16 protein-coding genes and 1 pseudogene are annotated in these 17,951 nt (G+C 61.0%); 14 read left to right on the forward strand and 3 right to left on the reverse strand.

Going from position 1 to position 17,951, the window contains the following annotated elements:
* Positions 1 to 497 precede the first annotated feature (497 nt).
* The 3 genes and pseudogenes from ACN9MO_RS31385 to ACN9MO_RS31395 all read left to right on the forward strand — a co-directional run bounded on the left by ACN9MO_RS31385 (position 498) and on the right by ACN9MO_RS31395 (position 2,308).
* Positions 498 to 1,100, forward strand: coding sequence for a hypothetical protein (locus ACN9MO_RS31385; RefSeq protein ID WP_309140596.1), 603 nt, complete (start codon positions 498 to 500; stop codon positions 1,098 to 1,100).
* 229 nt (positions 1,101 to 1,329) lie between these two features.
* Positions 1,330 to 1,638 carry a DUF982 domain-containing protein gene (locus ACN9MO_RS31390; RefSeq protein ID WP_113737384.1) on the forward strand — a complete coding sequence of 103 codons (309 nt, stop codon included), beginning with the start codon at positions 1,330 to 1,332 and terminating at the stop codon, positions 1,636 to 1,638.
* Positions 1,639 to 1,812: 174 nt separating this feature from the next.
* Positions 1,813 to 2,308 (forward strand): annotated as a pseudogene (locus tag ACN9MO_RS31395) (ferritin-like domain-containing protein).
* Positions 2,309 to 3,583: 1,275 nt separating this feature from the next.
* Here the strand turns inward: ACN9MO_RS31395 and ACN9MO_RS31400 are convergent.
* Positions 3,584 to 3,787, reverse strand: a complete 204-nt coding sequence (locus tag ACN9MO_RS31400; RefSeq protein ID WP_113737382.1) for a hypothetical protein — start codon at positions 3,785 to 3,787, stop codon at positions 3,584 to 3,586.
* Positions 3,788 to 4,352: 565 nt separating this feature from the next.
* Here ACN9MO_RS31400 and ACN9MO_RS31405 point away from each other — a divergent pair.
* The 7 genes from ACN9MO_RS31405 (at position 4,353) to ACN9MO_RS31435 (ending at position 11,513) form a co-directional block, all read left to right on the forward strand.
* On the forward strand, positions 4,353 to 5,129 hold the full coding sequence (locus ACN9MO_RS31405) for a FadR/GntR family transcriptional regulator (RefSeq protein WP_113737383.1): 777 nt from the start codon (positions 4,353 to 4,355) through the stop codon (positions 5,127 to 5,129).
* 39 nt (positions 5,130 to 5,168) lie between these two features.
* Entirely contained in the window at positions 5,169 to 6,152 is a 984-nt protein-coding gene (gene denD, locus ACN9MO_RS31410) for a D-erythronate dehydrogenase (protein ID WP_112995782.1), read from the forward strand.
* Between the two features lies 1 nt (position 6,153).
* The gene (locus tag ACN9MO_RS31415; RefSeq protein WP_057250120.1) at positions 6,154 to 6,930 is read left to right on the forward strand and encodes an SDR family oxidoreductase; all 777 of its coding nucleotides are present in this window, start codon (positions 6,154 to 6,156) and stop codon (positions 6,928 to 6,930) included.
* A gap of 98 nt (positions 6,931 to 7,028) precedes the next feature.
* Entirely contained in the window at positions 7,029 to 8,096 is a 1,068-nt protein-coding gene (locus ACN9MO_RS31420) for an ABC transporter ATP-binding protein (protein ID WP_112995783.1), read from the forward strand.
* Between the two features lie 157 nt (positions 8,097 to 8,253).
* On the forward strand, positions 8,254 to 9,570 hold the full coding sequence (locus ACN9MO_RS31425) for an ABC transporter substrate-binding protein (protein ID WP_112995784.1): 1,317 nt from the start codon (positions 8,254 to 8,256) through the stop codon (positions 9,568 to 9,570).
* A gap of 95 nt (positions 9,571 to 9,665) precedes the next feature.
* Complete coding sequence (locus ACN9MO_RS31430; protein WP_053249896.1) at positions 9,666 to 10,598, forward strand: carbohydrate ABC transporter permease; 933 nt, start codon at positions 9,666 to 9,668, stop codon at positions 10,596 to 10,598.
* A 15-nt stretch (positions 10,599 to 10,613) separates the two neighbouring features.
* The gene (locus ACN9MO_RS31435; protein ID WP_057250127.1) at positions 10,614 to 11,513 is read left to right on the forward strand and encodes a carbohydrate ABC transporter permease; all 900 of its coding nucleotides are present in this window, start codon (positions 10,614 to 10,616) and stop codon (positions 11,511 to 11,513) included.
* Between the two features lie 24 nt (positions 11,514 to 11,537).
* Here ACN9MO_RS31435 and ACN9MO_RS31440 read toward each other — a convergent pair whose 3' ends face one another.
* Together ACN9MO_RS31440 and ACN9MO_RS31445 are read right to left on the reverse strand one after the other, a co-directional pair.
* A complete protein-coding gene (locus tag ACN9MO_RS31440) occupies positions 11,538 to 12,206 on the reverse strand; it encodes an aldolase (protein ID WP_057250129.1) in 669 nt (222 codons plus the stop codon).
* A gap of 15 nt (positions 12,207 to 12,221) precedes the next feature.
* Positions 12,222 to 13,220 carry a LacI family DNA-binding transcriptional regulator gene (locus ACN9MO_RS31445; RefSeq protein ID WP_112995785.1) on the reverse strand — a complete coding sequence of 333 codons (999 nt, stop codon included), beginning with the start codon at positions 13,218 to 13,220 and terminating at the stop codon, positions 12,222 to 12,224.
* A gap of 216 nt (positions 13,221 to 13,436) precedes the next feature.
* Here ACN9MO_RS31445 and ACN9MO_RS31450 point away from each other — a divergent pair, with 216 nt between their 5' ends.
* The 4 genes from ACN9MO_RS31450 to otnK all read left to right on the forward strand — a co-directional run bounded on the left by ACN9MO_RS31450 (position 13,437) and on the right by otnK (position 17,833).
* The gene (locus ACN9MO_RS31450; protein WP_425989332.1) at positions 13,437 to 14,747 is read left to right on the forward strand and encodes an MFS transporter; all 1,311 of its coding nucleotides are present in this window, start codon (positions 13,437 to 13,439) and stop codon (positions 14,745 to 14,747) included.
* Positions 14,748 to 14,814: 67 nt separating this feature from the next.
* Entirely contained in the window at positions 14,815 to 15,759 is a 945-nt protein-coding gene (gene ltnD, locus ACN9MO_RS31455; RefSeq protein WP_057250135.1) for an L-threonate dehydrogenase, read from the forward strand.
* 13 nt (positions 15,760 to 15,772) lie between these two features.
* Complete coding sequence (gene otnI / locus ACN9MO_RS31460) at positions 15,773 to 16,549, forward strand: 2-oxo-tetronate isomerase (RefSeq protein WP_113737380.1); 777 nt, start codon at positions 15,773 to 15,775, stop codon at positions 16,547 to 16,549.
* A gap of 3 nt (positions 16,550 to 16,552) precedes the next feature.
* Positions 16,553 to 17,833 (forward strand): 3-oxo-tetronate kinase, encoded by a 1,281-nt coding sequence (gene otnK / locus ACN9MO_RS31465; RefSeq protein ID WP_057250138.1) that lies wholly within the window; start codon positions 16,553 to 16,555, stop codon positions 17,831 to 17,833.
* Positions 17,834 to 17,951 lie beyond the last annotated feature (118 nt).

Here is a 17,951-nt window from a genome sequence, read left to right on the forward strand (position 1 = left end):
CCGCGCGTATCTCGTCTTCATCCCATCCGGCCTGTACCGCGGCAGTGATCAAATCGGTGTCGAAATCTCGCAAAGCACCTGTCGGGTCGTGAGTTGAAAGTGTGGACGAAACGCACTGGTAGCAGTCGGCAAGCCGCTCCGCAGTACCTTTCTGGGTTCTGGGGGATGCAACATATGTCATGATCTTGGCCTCGCCTCGGGCTCATTTCTGCAGGAGCGATCGTGCCGCTGAAGCACTAACGCCTGCTCTGTTGTTACTGCCGTGCAAACTTCCGGTCCTGCGAAATGTTCCTCAGCCGGCAGCTTCCCACCGGAGACCGGGGCGCGGGTTTTTCACTTGTTGCCCGCGGACAGCCGCTTCGACTACGCCGCCACGACAATCGTGGCCGAACCTACCCTTCATCATCTCTGTCGCGGTCTTAGCTCTGAGCCTGACTCTTCCGCTTGCCGCCTCTCGAAGGCGCTAAGCAATGTAGCGTCCGTGAACGGTGTTTGCCATGGACACATCCTCAACTCTTCTGATCCCTGTCGCGACCGGCGGAGCCGCGCTTGCCGCCGCGCCGATTTGCGAAAGGCCCTCAGGCCAGCCACTCGAGGGAAGGGAACTTTCCGTGCAAATTAATGTTTCTGACTCAACGACGAAAGAGATGACGATGTCCAACAATGCGCAATATGGTGACGAGGCGAAGTCCACCGGCGAAAGCCACACGGAATTTGGCAGATCGGTGGAAAGCAAGGCTCAAATTGCCGACGCATGCCGAGCCTCGAGCGATTCTGGTGCTGAAACACTGAACGTCTACCGCTTGGTGCCGATCGCCGCACAATCCGATCCTCGATGGCAGAGCGCACTTAACCAGGGCGAAGTCGTGGTCGCTGCCCGCACGTCTGGGGACGCCCGCATCGTCGCGTCCGCGTGCGAACTCGACTATATGGAGGTCGACGCCGCCCCTGCCGAAGGTGTCAGCACCTCGGATGCGAGCGCGTTTCGGGACGAAAAACTATACACGGTCATCGAAGTCGAACATGCAAAAGCAGGACTGGTACGCGGCCTGTTGAAAGGTGAGATATCGGTCGGCACGATCAAGCCGGTGCAGATCTGAGTATAACAAGGCTCGATCTTGTCACGTGTCTCTGGGCCAATTGCGGGATCACGTGCGTAGTGAGATGCAGATAACAGCAATGTCGACGTCGGCGGACGAAGGCGGTAACCGCGCTGCGCATATGCGCGCCCCCTGTTTCAGCGCTATTGGTGCACGAGCCGGCGACTGAACGATATCGGGAACACGATTCTGTTTTGGCGATTTGGAGACGTTCGAGAAGGAGAACGTCATGGCAGAGGATCGTTGGGAACGCGAGGAACGGTACGGACGCGATATAGAGAGGGCAGGGGGCAAACAACCGGCACCCTGGAATGAAAGTGTCGTGATCTGTCTGCCCGATGCATACCACCACTTGTTGGTTGGATCGGCCAGTCAAGCGGCAGCGGTTTTGCAGAACAATTGGTCTGGATCCAAGTCCGATCCCGCATATCAGGCGGCTTTGACCGCCTGTCTCGAAGCTGTCAATGGTGATGTGCCTGGTTACATGGCCCGGTTGGCGTTCGAGAAAGCCGCCCGTGATGCAGGGGTTTTGCGCTGAAGCCAGCAACGATTGGTGGAAATGGTCGTTAGCAGGCTTTCTAATGATGCTCTTGCACAGCCGCCGACGCCGCGGGAGGTCAGAGAAATCTGGGATCTTCCACGGTGGTTACTGTTTACATCGTTTTTTACGAAGCCTCCCGAGCCCTGCATTTCATTGCGAAGGAGAAAGTTTATGAAATCGCTGGCTGATATTTTCGAACACACGCTGCAGGATCTCTACTTCGCCGAGAACGCTATCACGAAGGCGCTTCCAAAGGTCGCTAAGGCAGCGAATAGCGCCGAACTGAAGAAGGCGGCCGAGGAACACCTTTTGGAGACGAGGGACCAGATCAAGAAGCTGGAGCAGGTCTTCAAGTCGATCGGCAAAACGGCATCTGGCGAAAAATGCGACGCTATCGAAGGGTCTGATCAAGGAGGCCGACGGTTTGATGAAAGAGGCTAAAGGGACCGCGTTGGACGTGGGTCTTCTGGCCGCTTGCCAAGCTGTCGAGCACTACGAGATCGCCCGCTATGGCTCGCTTCGGGAATGGGCCAAGGACCTCGGCCATGATGAGGCGCACAAGCTTCTGAGTGAGATCCTCGACCAAGAGAAGGCGACGAACAACAAGCTCACCAACTTGGCTGTAACGTCGATTAACAAAACCTCGGCGCGTTCAAGGGCGGCGTGACGAAACAAAGGGGGCCCTGACCGTACTACCCGCTTCATATTTGCGGCTTGGTAGCAGCGACCTTTCCCCGCCGGAGAGCCGGCTGGATTTGGCAGGCGGTGATGGTTGTCAATTCCGCGTTCGAGAAGGTCGGCGTTTGCCGAACCCCGGACCAGCAGCGGAAACAACCCAACCGTCATCGCTGGTAGACGCGACACTCAGAACTTTGATGCGTGGGCCGTCGTCGGCGGCGGTGTTCAGGTTGTCGGCAATCGTGTGCCGCGGACCACGTTGCCAGATCCCTCTACGATGAGGTGATAGTGCTCCTTGTCGAGTTCTGAGGCTCGATAAGCGCCGGCACTCAACGCGCGATGATACGCGACATCTTCACCGGCTGGAACCATTGGTCATCTTGAAATTCCCTTTCAGTGGGCCAGGTTGTGGGGGTAATTTGAAAGCAACGGGAGGCAGCAGTGGATGACTCCGACAGCTTAAAATTCAGTGCCAGAAGTGCGGGACGCGAGAGCGGCTTACGTTCTCCGAGATGGAGACGAGAGAATTGATCCAGTGCAGGCGCTGCGGCGCAATCCGCGGCATGGGAAAAGAGAACCTGCTGGAGTCGTGTCGCGAAGCAGCGAAAACGATGCGACAAAGGCTGTGATCCCCGAACGTTGTCAGAGGCGCTTTGTCGGCGCATATTTTGCTCATCGCCGGACAGTGCTGCGGGCTCCGGCGGCTGAGAGATCATAAGCGCTTTCGCCCCAATTGGAGGAGGTTGCGCCATGTTTGATCAACGGCAATCCGGATACATCCTTCCTGAAGGCTTTACTGTGATTTCAGAGGTCTTCGAGAGGGTCATGGATGGCAAAGCGGTGAAGGCGAGTGGCTGGCTCGGGAGGCGCTCCATCTATTCATGAGCGGCATACGAGACGCATGGAATGAAGCTTGCTCCTCCATCGACGTTTCACCGCCCTCAAGCGGCGGTGGCACCAAAATCGTGGATCTGATGCCGGATCTGTCGGCATGGGCGCGCTGCTTGACGGCCTCACCGAACGCGGCAACTGCTCTCACTCGAATACGCCGTCGAACATATGGATGAGTTCGTGGCGACACCGGATGTCAGAGATGGCTGGTCCGACTGATGCTGGACCTCCACCTTGGCCGGAGCCGCCGTCGACGCCGAACGTAGGCTATGGCTATGATTGGAATGGCGCTCGCAGGCGCAGCTTGAGGATCGTGCGATATGGATTCGAAGTCCCGACGCCGAACTCCTGTAGGCACATCCCGATCAGATGCTCAGTGTTTTGCATCTGACCGCCAGTAACGAGCAAGCTCAGGATCGAGCGTCAGATGCTCCTGCCATGCGGCTTCTGGAACCTGTCCCGACCGATAAGCCTCGATCAGCAGCCGCTGATCGTCGCTCAGCCGCGGCTCATCGAAATGATGCAAATGGAACAGCCCGAGTACCGCTTCGCCGATATCTCGCGTATGAATAGACATTGGAAAACCTCGCCTCGTGGTCAAGGATATAACGTGTGACCGCCGATGATGTTCAAATCTTTTGATGTCTAAGCAAACCTGCCGTGCGGTTATGACGCTGATCGGTTTCACCTGATCGTGGGTGGGGATGGCAGGCAACGACGCCTAGGCGACGGTAAGAGTGTCCCGAGCCATGTGTAGTACCTCCTTGTTAGAAAAACAGGCCGCCATTCCCGCACGGCATGACGCCGGCTGGGAGCATGATGGGCTACGACTTGAATGGTGGCACGCGGGCGCCGCATTAAAATCGCGCGATATGGAACGGCCGTCGCACTGGCGGCTTTGCTAACTGGGGACCTCCATGATCCTCGACGGCGAGGCCGTCGTGCTCGACGATAAGGGCCGCTGCGACTTCGGCTTCCCCTAGCCGCCGAAGCGCGAGGTGACCGGCAGCGACGCCGTTCCAGGGCCGATCTTTGATGCGATGCAGCAACGAACCTGTCTTGACTAGTCATACTTTTCACGGCTCCATGGAGAAACTGATCTGCTGGACCAACCAGTGGGTCAGTTGGAGGCGGTGACGGCGATGGACGGCAGCCCGATACTCACGCAAATGCCAAAGGTCGGGCAGAGTCTCGACCGGCGCACGGCCCGTGACCTCATCGCCGACAAGCTGATGGTCCTGATCGCCACCAACATGCTGCGCCCCGGCGACGTCTTGCCGGGGGAAAGGGAGCTCGCCAACGTGCTTCATGTCAGCCGTGAGACGGTGCGCGGTGCCATCCAGACGCTGGCTGCGCGCGGTATCGTCGAGGTGTCTCAGGGCAGTCGCACGCGGGTCTGCAATGTCGATCTCAGCCATCTCACCGTTACCATCGCTTCCCCCAACGCCATCGACAGCTACGATCTTGACGATGTTCATGCGGCCCGGCTGCATATCGAGCTGAAGGTCGTCGGCGATGCAGCTGACATGATTGACGAAGAGACGCTGGGCAAGCTCAAAAGCCTGCTCGAAGCGCAGAAGCTGTGTGGCGATGACGCCATGCGCTTTCTGATCTGCGACCGCGAATTCCACATGGCGATCTATCGGGCTTGCGGAAACCCGCTGCTGTCCGATTTCGTCACCGATCTCTACACCTTCATGATGGACTATCGGCGCAGCGCCATGTCACGGCCAGGCGCGATCGATGCCAGCTATGACGACCACACCGAGATCGTGGAGGCACTGGAGCGGCGCGACCGGGACGCGGTAATCGCTGCATTTGGCCGGCATCTGACCCGGATCTACGACACGACGAAGGAATTGCTCGCGGGGAGCGGGCAGAAAAACCGGGAAAAGAGCAAGAGCAAGATGGCAGGCTGATCCGGCTGAGCCGGCGGCAGACGGGGAGGTTCGTCGAAAATGGATGTCATGGTGATCGGAGCGGCCGGGATGGTCGGTCGCAAGTTGGTGGAGAAGTTCGCCTCAGAGGAAGGCGTGCTTGGCTACGATATTTCTAGGCTGACGCTGGTGGACGTGATCGAGCCGCCTGTGCCTCAGGGGCTGTCGCCAATTGCAAAGACACTCGTGCTTGATCTTTCGACCGATGACGCCGCCGAGAAAGTCGTCGGTTTGCGGCCCGACGTGATCTTCCATCTCGCGGCGATCGTTTCCGGTGAGGCCGAGACTGATTTCGACAAGGGCTACAAGGTCAATCTTGACGGAACGCGGGCGCTGTTCGAGGCGATCCGCCACGAGAGTTTGCGGGAGCCCTACGTTCCGCGGGTCATCTTCGCGTCGTCGATCGCCGTTTTCGGAAGGCCTTTCCCGGAAAAGATCGGCGACGAGTTCCTTACCACGCCACTGACGAGCTACGGCACGCAAAAGGCGATCTGCGAACTGCTTCTCGCCGACTATTCGAGGCGCGGCATTTTCGATGGCGTCGGCATCCGCCTGCCGACGATCTGCATCCGCCCCGGCAAACCCAACAAAGCGGCGTCCGGCTTCTTTTCCAATATTCTCCGCGAGCCGCTGGCAGGTCAGGAGGCGGTGTTGCCGGTGGACGAGAACGTACGCCACTGGTTTGCAAGCCCGCGTTCGGCCGTCGGGTTCTTCATTCATGCCGCGCGGATGGATACATCCGCGATCGGCCCGAGACGCAATCTGACCATGCCCGGCCTTTCCGCCCTCGTTGGTGAAGAGATCCAGGCCCTTCGGCGTGTAGCCGGTGAGAAGGCCGTCAAGCTCGTCCGCCGTGAGCCCGACCCGGTTATCCGCTCGATTGTTTCAGGCTGGCCGACCGATTTCGACGCGCGGCGTGCTTGCGAACTGGGTTTCAAAGCCGAAACCAACTTCGATGAGATCATCAGGATCCATATCGAAGATGAACTCGGAGGACATATCTGAGATGGTTCGCGCTTTAAAATCCGGCGAAGGCAAGATCGCATTGGTGACTGGCGGCGGCACGGGCCTCGGACGCGGGATCGCCGAGGCCTTAAGTGCGGAGGGTTATACCATCGTCATCGCCGGCCGGCGCGCCGACGTGCTCGATAAAGCAGCTGGCGGCATAGCGGCGCAAACGGGAGGAACCGTGCGGGGTGTCAGGGCCGATATCGGCGATCCCAATGCGGTCGTCCGCCTTTTCGAGGCGATCCGCACCGAGTTCGGCCGGCTCGACCTCCTGGTCAACAATGCCGGCTCCAATGTGCCGGCCGTGCCGTTGGAAGAGGTGACCTTCGAGCAATGGAGCGGCATTCTTGCCGCAAACCTGACGGGTGCCTTTCTCTGCACGCAGCAGGCGTTCCGGCTGATGAAGGCGCAGGCGCCGCGCGGCGGGCGGATCATCAACAACGGCTCGATTTCGGCCCAGACGCCGCGGCCGAACTCAGCACCTTACACGGCAACCAAGCATGCGATCACGGGGTTGACCAAGTCGACCGCACTCGACGGGCGCAAGTATGACATCGCCTGCGGCCAGATCGATATCGGCAATGCCGCGACCGACATGACGTCGAAGATGAATTCCGGGGTGTTGCAGGCTAATGGCGAGACCGCCAGTGAGCCGACGATCCCGGTCGCCCATATCGCCGCGGCTGTTGTCTACATGGCAAGCCTGCCACTGGAGGCGAATGTGCTGACGATGACGGTCATGGCGACGAAGATGCCGCTGGTGGGGCGGGGGTAAGGGCGGTCGAGAGGAAACTGGACGGGGTCTAAGAACGGCATGAGGAGGCCGCCGGACAGTCCGCCGATGTCAGATGAAATTCACAGGGAGGAAAGCATATGGCAGGCGTTGACTTCGTCGATGTCAGAAAATCATTCGGAGCCTTTCCCGTCATCAAGGGCGTGAACATCGAAATCGAGGATGGCGAATTCGTGATCCTTGTCGGCCCCTCGGGCTGCGGGAAATCGACGCTTCTGCGAATGTTGGCCGGGCTTGAAAACATTTCGGCGGGCGAGATCCGCATCGGCGACAAGGTCGTCAACACCCTGCCGCCCAAGGATCGGGATATCGCCATGGTGTTCCAGAACTACGCGCTTTATCCGCATATGACGGTCGCCGACAACATGGCCTTCTCGCTGATGCTGAACGGCTCGCCGAAAGCCGATATCGACAAGCGCGTAGGCACCGCGGCGGGCATTCTCGGGCTTTCCAAGCTGCTCGACCGCTATCCGCGCCAGCTCTCCGGCGGCCAGCGCCAGCGCGTAGCGATGGGCAGGGCGATCGTGCGCGATCCGCAGGTATTTCTCTTCGACGAACCGCTATCCAACCTCGATGCGAAACTGCGCGTGGCCATGCGCGCCGAGATCAAGGAACTGCACCAGCGGCTGAAGACGACCACCGTCTATGTCACGCATGACCAAATCGAGGCGATGACCATGGCCGACAAAATCGTCGTCATGCATGACGGTATTGTCGAACAGATCGGCGCGCCGCTTGACCTCTACGACAGCCCCGCCAATCTTTTCGTCGCGGGTTTTATCGGTTCGCCAGCGATGAACATGATCAAGGGCAGGCTCGACCCGCAAAATCCGAAGTGCTTTATCGCAACCGATGGCATGGCGCTGCCAGTCGCGCGGTCGCCATCGGCGGCAAGAGGGCGTGATCTGATCTACGGCTTGCGGCCGGAATATATGTCGCTCGACCCGAACGGGTTTCCCGTGACCGTCGCGGTTATCGAGCCCACCGGCTACGAGACGCAGTTGATCGTGCGCTTCGGCGGCACGGACGTCACCTGCGTTTTCCGTGAGCGCGTGACCGCCCGGCCGGGCGAGGCAATCCACCTATCTATCGATGCCGATCATGTGCACCTGTTCGACGCCGAAACCGGCGTGCGGCTGACCGACTGATACTGCCCCGCTTTGTGCGTCAGGGAAGAGGAGCCCTGACGCATCCGGTCTCGGGTCGGCGTTTCCGGCCATACCCGAAACCTTCGTTGCAGCATTCGCCAAACGGGACGGCGGGTGCCGGAAAGGATGATGTCCCGTTGTCACCAGGAGGAGCATTATGACTTTCAAGAGACGTGATTTTCTCACTGCATCCGCCGCGCTGGCGGGGATCGCCGGGCTTTCGCCTTTCGGCATCCGCCCGTCTTTCGCGCAAGGGGCGGAGCCGGCCTACAAGCCGGAGGAAGGGGCGAGCCTGAGGCTGTTGCGCTGGACGCCCTTCGTCAAGGGTGACGAGGATGCGTGGCTTGCCAACACCGCGAAATTCACTGAGGCGACTGGGGTCGAGGTCCGCATCGACAAGGAAAGCTGGGAAGACATTCGCCCGAAGGCAGCCGTCGCCGCCAATGTCGGTTCGGGGCCCGATCTGGTGATGTGCTGGTTTGACGACGCCCACCAATATCCCGACAAGCTCGTCGATCTGACCGAACTCGCCAACTACCTCGGCGGCAAATACGGCGGCTGGTACGATGGCGTAAAGGGTTATGCTTCGCGCGGCGACAAGTTCATCGCCATGCCGCTGACGGCGATTGGCAACGCCGTCTGCTATCGTGACAGCCATGTTAAGGCGGCCGGCTTCAGCGAATTTCCGAAGGACACCGACGGGTTCCTCGAACTCTGCAAGGCGATGAAGGCCAAGGGAACGCCAGCCGGCTTCCCGCACGGCAAGGCCGTCGGCGACGGCAACAACTATGCCCATTGGTTGCTCTGGAGCCATGGCGGCAAGATGGTCGATGAAGGCGGCAAGGTCGTCATCAACAGCCCCGAGACGCTCAAAGCGGTCAACTATGCCAAGGCGCTTTACGAGACCTTCATTCCGGGCACCGAGAGCTGGCTCGACATCAATAACAACCGGGCCTTCCTGGCGGGCCAGGTGTCGCTGACGGCGAACGGCGTCTCGCTCTACTATGCGTCGAAGAAGGACCCGGCGATGGCGGAACTTTCAGCCGACATCCGCACCACGAACTTCCCTGTCGGTCCGGTCGGCCAGAGCGTCGAGCTGCATCAGACCAGTTCGCTGCTGCTCTTCAGCCATACGAAATATCCGGAAGCTGCCAAGGCCTATATCAAATTCATGATGGAGGCCGACCAGATGAATGCCTGGATCACGGGCTCCAGCGCGTATTGCTGCCAGCCTCTCAAGGCTTTCGCCGACAATCCCGTCTGGACGTCCGATCCGATCCACGCGCCTTATGCGCGCGCCTCCGAAACGCTGCGCCCGAACGGTTATGCCGGCCCGCTCGGCTATGCGTCCGCCGGCGTCATGGCCGACTACGTGCTGGTCGACATGTTCGCCACCGCGGTTACGGGGCAGATGACGCCGGAAGAGGCAATTGTAGAGGCTGAGCGCCGGGCAAACCGCTACTACCGGGTCTAAATCCCAACATGGCCTGCATAGGCCGCTGAGACAAGGTATCGGCGGAAATGCCCCGCCGATACCCGTTCCCCAATCCGCTATACGGGAGATGTCCGATGTCCACAGCGTCATCCAGGAAGCCGCCATCCGCGATGGCCTCGCTCATGCAGAACAGGAACATGATTGGTTTCCTCTTCATGCTTCCGGCCGCCGTCTTCCTTGTCTGCTTCCTCACCTATCCACTCGGTCTCGGCGTCTGGCTCGGCTTTACCGACACGCGCATCGGTCGTGACGGGGTGTTCATCGGGCTCGAAAACTACATCTTCCTTGCCGAGGACTCGGTCTTCTGGCTGTCGGTCTTCAACACGCTGCTCTACACGATTGTGGCGTCGATCCTGAAATTCGTCTTCGGGCTCTGGCTGGCGCTGCTGCTGAATGAAAATTTGCCATTCAAGTCCTTCTTCCGGGCAATCGTACTCTTACCCTGGGTCGTTCCCACCGTGCTCTCGGCGCTGGCCTTCTGGTGGATCTACGATGCGCAGTTCTCGATCATTTCATGGTCGCTGATGCAGCTCGGCGTGATCGATAGTCCGATCAACTTCCTGGGCGATCCGGAGAATGCCCGAGCCTCGGTGATCGCAGCCAATGTCTGGCGCGGCATTCCCTTTGTCGCCATTTCGTTGCTGGCTGGCCTGCAGACCATTCCGGCCTCGCTGCAGGAGGCGGCGTCGCTGGACGGTGCAACGAGCTGGCAACGCTTCCGCTATGTGACGTTGCCGATGCTGACGCCGATCATTGCCGTCGTCATGACCTTCTCGGTGCTGTTCACCTTCACCGATTTCCAGCTCATCTATGTGCTCACCAAGGGCGGGCCGGTAAACGCGACGCATCTGATGGCGACGCTTTCCTTCCAGCGCGGCATTCCGGGCGGACAGCTCGGGGAGGGGGCCGCGATCGCGGTGGCGATGATCCCGTTCCTCCTTGCCGCCATCATGTTCAGCTTCTTCGGCCTGCAGCGGCGCAAATGGCAGCAGGGCGGCCAGGATTGATTGGGGAGAATGACGATGACCACGACCGTGAAATCCGAAGACGCCGTTCTCACCGACGACGTGCAGGGCATGAGCTATCTCAACCGCCTGCCGCGCAGGATTGTGATGGTTTATCTGCCGATGGCAGTGTTCGTCTTCGTCCTGCTCTTTCCGTTCTACTGGATGGCGATCACGGCGATTAAGCCCAATTCGCAGTTGACCGACTACAACAACTACAGTCCCTTCTGGGTGGTCGGCCCGACGCTCGACCATATCAAGTACCTGCTGTTCGAGACGTCCTATCCGGGCTGGCTGTGGAACACGATGCTGGTGGCGACCTGCGCGACATTCCTGTCACTGGCGGCATCGGTCTTTGCGGCCTACGCGATCGAGCGGGTTCGGTTTTCGGGCTCGCGGCCGGTGGGGCTGCTGATCTTCCTCGCCTATCTCGTGCCGCCCTCGATCCTGTTCATTCCGCTGGCCTTCATTGTCTTCAAGTTCGGCATCTACGATTCCAGGCTGGCTCTGATCTTCACCTATCCGACCTTCCTCATTCCCTTCTGCACCTGGCTGTTGATGGGCTATTTCCGGTCGATCCCGTTCGAGCTCGAAGAGAGCGCGCTAGTGGATGGCGCGACGCGCTGGCAGATCCTGATCAAGATCATCCTGCCGCTTGCTGTCCCCGGGCTGATATCGGCGGGCATCTTTGCCTTCACGTTGTCGTGGAACGAGTTCATCTATGCGCTCACTTTCATCCAGTCTTCGGAAAACAAGACCGTGCCGGTCGGCGTGCTGACGGAGCTGGTCCGCGGCGACGTGTTCGAATGGGGCGCGCTGATGGCCGGCGCGCTGTTCGGCTCGCTGCCGGTGGTGATCCTCTATTCCTTCTTCGTCGATTATTACGTCTCGTCCATGACCGGGGCCGTGAAGGAATGAGTGCCTGCTTCAGGTGATCGCGCATCAATCGTGATCATGGTCGTGATGCGACGGCAGGTCGAGGCCGAAGGTCTTGGTGAGATCGTTGACCTGCGCCGGGGTGAGATAACGGGGGTTGAGGTTGCGCAGCAGGAGATAGAGCTTCGCCGTCTCCTCCAATTCCTCAGTGGCGAAAACCGCCGCCTCCAGGCTGTCGCCCGCGACGACCGGTCCGTGATTGGCCAGAAGCACCGACGAGTATTTTCCCGCCAGCCCGCGGATCGCGTCGGCCACCGCCGGATCGCCGGGACGATAGTAGGGGACCAGCGCGGTCTCGCCGGCGCGCATGAGATAGTAGGGGGTCATCGGCGGCAGGGCGGCGCGCGGATCGATCTCCGGCAGCATGGTCAGCGCCACCGCATGGGTGGAGTGAAGATGGACGATGGCGCGGGCACTGCCGCGCGTGTCGTAGAGCGCCGTGTGAAGCGGAATTTCCTTGGTCGGCTTGTCGCCGGAGAGGTGCCGGCCTTCGGCATCCAGCCTTGAGATGCGGGCCGGGTCGAGGAAGCCGAGCGAGGCGTTCGTCGGGGTGACCAGCCAGCCGCCATCCTCCAGCCGCAACGATATATTGCCCGACGAACCGGGCGTCAGCCCGCGCTCGAACAGCGAACGGCCATAGCGGCAGATTTCTTCACGCAGGCGCGCGTCGGACATGACAGTTTCTCCCTATCAGGCGGTTGCCCCTTCGATCAGCTCGAAACCGAGATCGACGACCTGGGATGGCGCATTGGTGATGACAAGCTGTGCTGCCACCTGTCCGGTCGCGACGCGCGGCGTGCGGATCGTCGAGAGGGGCTGCGGCGTTGCCCGGCCGATATCGAGGCCGTTATAGCCGAAAATGGCAAGCTGCGAGGGGATCGCAATCCCCCGCGCCAGACAGTGAAAATAGCCGCCCAGCGCCATGTCGTCGTTGGAGAAATAGACCGCATCAAGATCGGGCGTCCGGGCGAGCAGCCGCTCCAGTCCCAGCCTGCCGTTTTCCACCGACGATGCCCCGGAGAGAATTTCGCGATCGGCGAGGGGGGCGTCATGCGCGCCCAGCGTTTCGAAAAAGGCGGAAAACCGCTTGCTGGCGCGGGTATCGCGGTTGAGGTCGTGGCCGACATACCCGATCCGGCGATAGCCCCGCTTGAGCAGGAAAGCCGCGCTTTCGCGTCCGGCTGCGCGGTTGGAGAAACCGACCGCCAGATCAAGCGCATCGCCGTCCAGATCGAGCAGCTCGACGATCCGGCAGCCGCTTGCGCGCAGCATCTTCACCGTGCCCTCCGTGTGCTCGTACCCCGCCAGCATCACAGCCGCGGGCCGCCAGGCGAGCATTGCGGCGGCAAGCGCTTCTTCCTTCCCCGGGTCATAGTCGGTGACGGAGAAGACCGCCTGATACCGGTTTTCCTCCAGAACGGCGCTGGCGCCGCGCAGAACATCGGGAAAGACGATGTTGGATAGCGAGGGAATGACGAAGGCGACCAGGCGCGAAGCGGTGGAGGCGAGCGTTCCTGCGATCCGGTTCGGCACATAGCCGAGCCGCTCGACAGCAGCCATCACCCGGTCCCGCGTCTTGCCGGAAAACGAGCCGTGGTTGCGCAGCACCCGCGAGACCGTGCTCTCGCCGACGCCGGCCGCTTCCGCGACCTCGGCAAGCGTCACTGTCGCCTGGTGTTTGAATTCCATAGTCACTTTCGACCCCACCTCGGGTGGGCGCTTCAGCCGCTAAGCCGTCATCCCTCTCCGATTGCGGTCCTCATTTTTCACCACTCTCTTCAAGAAGCAAGATTTTTTTGGCAGCGCTACCAATTTCGCGTTGGCAGCGCTGCCAAAATGGATTAAAGAAAATGGCAGCGCTGCCATTATTGGCCCGGCGTGCCGCGGAAGGAGACCGCGGCAACAATTGGAGGAGAATATCATGACGCTGCAAACGCAGGCGCCAGTCGATGGCGCGTCCGGGCCTATGGCAAGGTATTCTGGAGAATCGTTCCTTTTTTGATGCTGTGCTACGTGGTCGCCTATCTCGACCGCGTCAATGTCGGCTTCGCGAAGCTGCAGATGTCGAGTGAGCTCGGCCTATCGGAAGCGGCCTATGGCATCGGCGCAGGTATTTTCTTCATCGGCTATTTTCTGTTTGAAGTGCCGAGCAACATTATCATGAACAAGGTCGGCGCGCGGGTGTGGATTGCCCGCATCATGGTCACTTGGGGCATCATTTCCGCCGCCTTCATGTTCACCTCGTCGGAAGCCGTCTTCTATGTCCTGCGTTTCCTGCTGGGCGTTGCCGAAGCGGGATTTTTCCCCGGCATCATTCTCTATCTGACCGCTTGGTATCCGGCCCATCGCCGCGCCAGAATCATAACCACCTTCATGTCCGCAATCCCGATATCCGCCATTTTCGGTAATCCGCTGTCGGGTCTCTTGATGGACAGCTTCCATGGCACGCATGGTCTTTCCGGCTGGCAGTGGATGTTCCTGATCGAAGCCATCCCGGCCATCCTTTTCGGCGTCGCCACGTTCTTCTACCTTGATGATAAGATCCGTGATGCGAAATGGCTGAACGACGACGAAAAGCGTGTGCTGGCGGCCAATATCGAGGCGGAGAACCGGGCCAAGGCCTCGAGCCCGCACAGCATTGCCGGAACGCTGACGGACCGCCGCGTCTGGCTGATGTGCCTTGTCTATTTCTGCTTCGTGCTTGGGCAATATGGCCTGAATTTCTGGATGCCGTCCATCGTCAAGGCCTCTGGTGTCAGCGGGAACCTGAATATCGGCCTGATTTCCGCTATCCCCTATATCTGCACCTTCTTCGCCATGCTGGCGCTCGGTCGCTCCGCCGACAGGCTGCGTGAACGCCGGTGGCACCTGGTCATCCCCGCGCTCATCGCCGCCGGTGGTTTTGTCGCGGCAACGACGGCGACAAGCACGACGGTCTCAATCGTCTGCCTCTCGCTGGCTGCTGCGGGCGCCATCAGCTGCGCGCCGCTCTTCTGGTCGCTTCCGACGGCTTTTCTCGCCGGCACGGGAGCGGCCGCCGGCATCGCCTGGATCAATTCGGTCGGCAATCTCGCCGGGTTCCTCGGGCCGTTTCTGGTGGGCTATCTGAAAGATCTTACGGGCAGCAACAGCGCGGGCATGTATCTTCTCGCCGCAGCCCTAGTCATCGGTTCGCTGGCCGTGTTGACGGTTCCGGCGAAAACCGTCAACCGCTAAACACCAATCCCTCCGGGTGGCAGCATCCGGAGGGCGGCTCTTTCCTTACAAGACTGGAGAACTCGTCATGTCACCGCTTGCTGAAAATACAGGCCCCGCTGTTGTCGCGGCCGTCATCGGCCTTGGCTCCATGGGGCTCGGAATGGCCCGGTCGATGAAGCGCGCAGGCCTCGACGTCGTTGGGTATGACATCACTCCTGCGGCGGTGGACCGCTTCACCAGCGAGGGTGGACGCGGCGCTGCCACGCCCGCCGGTGCGGCAAAGGATGCCGACATTGTCGTCTCCGTCGTCGTCAACGGTGCGCAGACCGAGGCTGTGCTGTTCGGCGTCGAGGGTGTCGCAAGGACGATGAAGCCCGGAGCAGTCTTCATTTCGTCGGCCACCATGGACCCGGCTGTGGCACGCGACCTGGCACAACGGGTGGAGGCTCTCGGTCTGCATTATCTCGATGCGCCAATTTCGGGCGGCGCGGCCAAGGCGGCAAACGGCGAACTAACGATCATGGCATCCGGCTCCAAGCCGGCTTTCGACACGGCCCGCCCGGGTCTCGACGCCATGGCCGGCAAAGTCTACGAACTCGGCGACGCGGCCGGAACCGGCGCCGCCTTCAAGATGATCAACCAGCTTCTCGCCGGCGTGCACATCGCGGCCGCCTGCGAAGCGATAACGTTTGCAGCCAAGCAGGGCCTCGACCTCCACAAGGTCTATGAAGTGATCACGGCCTCGGCCGGCAATTCCTGGATGTTCGAAAACCGCGTGCCGCATGTGCTGGCCGGAGACTATAGTCCGCTGAGCAGCATCGAGATTTTCGTCAAGGATCTTGGCATCGTCCAGGATATGGCTCGCTCAGAGCGCTATCCGGTACCGCTCGCAGCTGCGGCCCTGCAGATGTATCTGGGCGCGTCCGGAGCCGGCATGGGCCGCGACGACGATTCGTCGCTCGCGCGCCTCTACGCCCAGCTCTCGGGCGCAACATTGCCCGGTGCGACCAAAGAGCTGCAGAGCCTGTAAAAGGAACACCACCATGCCGGTTTTCGCCGCCAACCTGACCATGATGTTCAACGAATGGCCGTTCCTCGACCGCTTCGACGCTGCGGCCGATGCCGGGTTTGCCGCCGTCGAATATCTCTTTCCCTATGAAGCCACACCGGAGGCAATCGCCGAACGGCTCGCCCGCAACAATCTGCAGCAGGCCTTGTTCAACCTGCCGCCCGGCGATTGGGCCGCCGGCGAGCGGGGTATCGCGGCGCTTCCCGGACGGTTCGATGCGCTGAAAGCGGGCGTCGAGCGCGCGCTGGACTATGCGGCGGCGACGGGTGTCGGGCGGCTGCACCTGATGGCTGGCCTTGCTGATCCAAACGACGAGGACGCAGCCTCATCTTACCGACGCTCCGTCGTCTACGTTGCGGGGCGGCTCTCAGAGAAGGGCATCGACCTGTTGCTCGAGCCGATCAACGGGCGAAACATGCCGGGATATTTCCTCGATAATTTCGGCGCAGCCGAGCGCCTGATCGGGGAACTCGGCCTGCCGAACCTGAAGCTCCAGTTCGATGTCTATCATCGTCAGATCATCCATGGTGACGTGGTCGTGGCCTTGCGCCGCCTCATGCCGATCACCGGCCATATCCAGATCGCCAGCGTGCCGTCACGCAACGAGCCGGACGGGGAGGAGCTGAACTATCCCTATCTGTTCGGCGAAATCGACCGCCTTGGCTATGACGGTTTCATCGGCTGCGAATACATCCCGCGCGGCCACACACTGGACGGTCTTGGCTGGTTCAGACCTTTTGCAAGGAGCTAGACGGTGGCTATATTGCTCGGATCGATCGCTGACGACTATACGGGTGCCTCCGACCTCGCCAACACGCTTACGAAAAACGGACTGCGCACGGTGCAGACGGTCGGCATCCCCGACCCGTCGCTGGCGCTGCCGGATGTAGACGCGGTTGTCGTTTCCCTGAAGATCCGCTCGGTACCTGCCGCTGACGCCGTAACAGCCGCGACCGCGGCCGAACGATGGCTGCGCCGGAGCGGCGCCGCCCATGTGCTTTACAAGGTCTGTTCGACCTTCGATTCCACCGATGCCGGCAATATCGGTCCGGTCACCGAGGCTTTGAGTGATGCCGCGGGCGGTGGACTTGTGCTGGTGACGCCTGCCTTTCCGGAAACGGGCCGAACCGTCTATCTCGGCCATCTCTTCGTCGGCGGACAGCCGCTAAACGAAAGCCCGCTCAAGGACCATCCCCTCAATCCGATGCACGACGCCAATCTCGTGCGGGTGATGGCCAGACAGTCGCGCGGTGCCGTCGGGCTTATAGATCTGCCGGCAATCGCGGCGGGACCGGATACAGTCAGGGCCCGGCTCGAGGCCTTGCGTGAGGCAGGTGTCGGGTCGGCAATCGCCGACGCCATCTTCGAACGCGATCTCGAGACGCTCGGCGCGATCGCACTGGAAACGCCGGTATCCACCGGTGCGTCGGGGCTCGGACTTGGCCTTGCCCGTGCACTCGTCCGCTCCGGCCGGGCTCCTGCCAGCGGCGCTACAACGGCGAACGCCATTTGCCCCGTGGGCGGGCTTTCCGCCGTCGTTGCCGGCAGTTGTTCCAAGGCAACGCTGCATCAGCTCGACGTCGCCGAACGGTCGATGCCCGTCCTGCGGCTCGACCCGGAGCGGCTGCTTGCCGGCCCGGATGAGATCGCCGCGGCAATTTCCTGGGCCGGAGACCGCATCTCGGCCGGTCCCATCGTCGTCGCCGCGAGCGCAGCGCCGGAAACCGTGTCCCGGTTGCAATCACTATATGGGCGCGAGGCGTCCGGTCACGCGATCGAATCTGCAACGTCGGTCATCGCCGCCGAACTGGTGGCAAGAGGCGTGCGGCGCCTGGTGATCGCCGGCGGAGAAACCTCCGGTGCCGCGGTCGACAGGCTGGCCATTCCGGCCTTCCTGATCGGCCCGGAGATCGCGCCCGGCGTGCCGGTGCTGCGAACGGTCGGCAACACGCAGGGCGATATGCTGCTGGCGCTGAAATCGGGAAACTTCGGAGGCGAGGATTTCTTCACGGCCGCGCTGGCGATGATGCATTGAGGCTGATCTGGTCCTCGCCTTTGCACCAGCATCGCAGGAGGGCGGTATCGGCGTCGTGCTGTGGTATGGGCTTCACGCAAGGGCTTCTGGCGACGCCGATTGCCGACGCCGCTCCGGA

Source organism: Ensifer sp. R-19 (genome assembly GCF_049905105.1).
In the GTDB taxonomy this organism is placed as follows: domain Bacteria; phylum Pseudomonadota; class Alphaproteobacteria; order Rhizobiales; family Rhizobiaceae; genus Ensifer.